The 1297-nt window shown below is 66.4% G+C and carries 2 protein-coding genes; both read left to right on the forward strand.

From position 1 onward, the window contains the following. Nucleotides 1–552 (forward strand): hypothetical protein (locus tag ACF8GB_RS08385; protein WP_392526860.1); only part of this gene is annotated, 552 nt, incomplete at its 5' end. Beyond that, nucleotides 549–1297, forward strand: a 749-nt coding sequence (tssJ, locus tag ACF8GB_RS08390; protein WP_392526861.1) for a type VI secretion system lipoprotein TssJ, incomplete at its 3' end; no start/stop codon positions are given. The genes ACF8GB_RS08385 and tssJ, both read left to right, overlap by 4 nt.

A 1297-nucleotide genomic window follows, 5' to 3' on the forward strand; every position in this document is an offset into this window, starting at 1 on the left:
CCGGACGTCCTGCCCGACAGCGCCCCCACGGCAGAGAAAGACCTCCTGCAAAGCTGGCTGGAAGGCGCAGAGCCCGGCAACGGCGATCTCGACCCCCTGCTGGCCCTCAATGCCGGCCGCATCGTCGAGGAAGCGCATCAGTACAGCCTTGTCGAAGACATCCACCACGGCATGACGCCAGCCAGCACCCAGCCGGATCTGGCCGCCTCCCGCTTCGAAGCCATCAGCGGGTTGCCCGTCGCACGGCCCGAAGCCGCCGTCAGCCCCTACCTGGTGGCAGAGCTGCCGCCCGCACCGGCCTGCACCGCCGGGCCATTGCTCGACATCCTCCAGCCTTCGGCGCCGACGACATACAGCGCCACAGCCACCCAAACCGCCATGAACCCGGCACAGGCACAACAGCCCGACGCCCTCCTCACCCATGCCATCACGATAGGGCTCGACGCTATGTTGCCGTCCGCACCGTCCAGAGCCGAACTGGAAAGATTCTGGCAGGCATTCAACCAGGCCTACGACCAGGCACAGCGCACACAAGAGATGGAAGCGCAATGAAACTCAAACCACACCTCGCACTCCTGCTCGCCGCCGCGAGCCTGCCCGGCTGCAGCTTGCTCGGCTTCGGCGAAGACGAAGAGCCCCTGGGGCCGACCACGCAAGTGGCGTTCAGCCTTTACGCCAGCCCCAGCGTCAACCCCAACCCGAACACCCCACAGGCCGAAGCGGACGCCACCGTCCACACTCCGTCCGTGGCCACGCCCATCGGCGTGGACGGAGCCGGACAGGCGCTCTACCAGATCAACCTGACGGGCAGTGACCAGCTCGACCTGATCGACAAACTCAGCATTCTGCTCAACCAGTTGCAGTCCGGTGGTTCGGGCGACGCGCCTGCACGTCTGGCAGAAGGCATTCCCTTCGACCCTTCGCTGCAGATACCCAAGGCCGATGGCACGCCCGCCACGCCGGCCCTGTCCCGTATCCCCGACCTGGAAGCGCTGGCGCGGCGCACCTATGACGTACCCCTGGTGCCAAACACCCTCGACGACCGCGCTCCTGCCTGGCTCGACGCGGCCACCGACGCCTGGCAGCACGCTGGCACCGCCCCGGCCGAAAGCGCCGCCAGCCCCGCGCCCGAGGCCGTGGCCACGCCCATCACCTTCAAGATCCTGCAGCTCAAGGACGACTCGCTGTTCCTCAACGCCGACCTCGACCTGCTCACCCAGAACCTCAAGAAAGCCCTCGGCAAAACCTACCTGGAAGACGACGACTACATCCTGCTGCCCGGCCAGTTCAAGTTTAT

This window comes from Pseudomonas sp. xss_4 (assembly GCF_043104125.1).
GTDB classification, from domain to species: Bacteria; Pseudomonadota; Gammaproteobacteria; order Pseudomonadales; family Pseudomonadaceae; genus Aquipseudomonas; species Aquipseudomonas parafulva_B.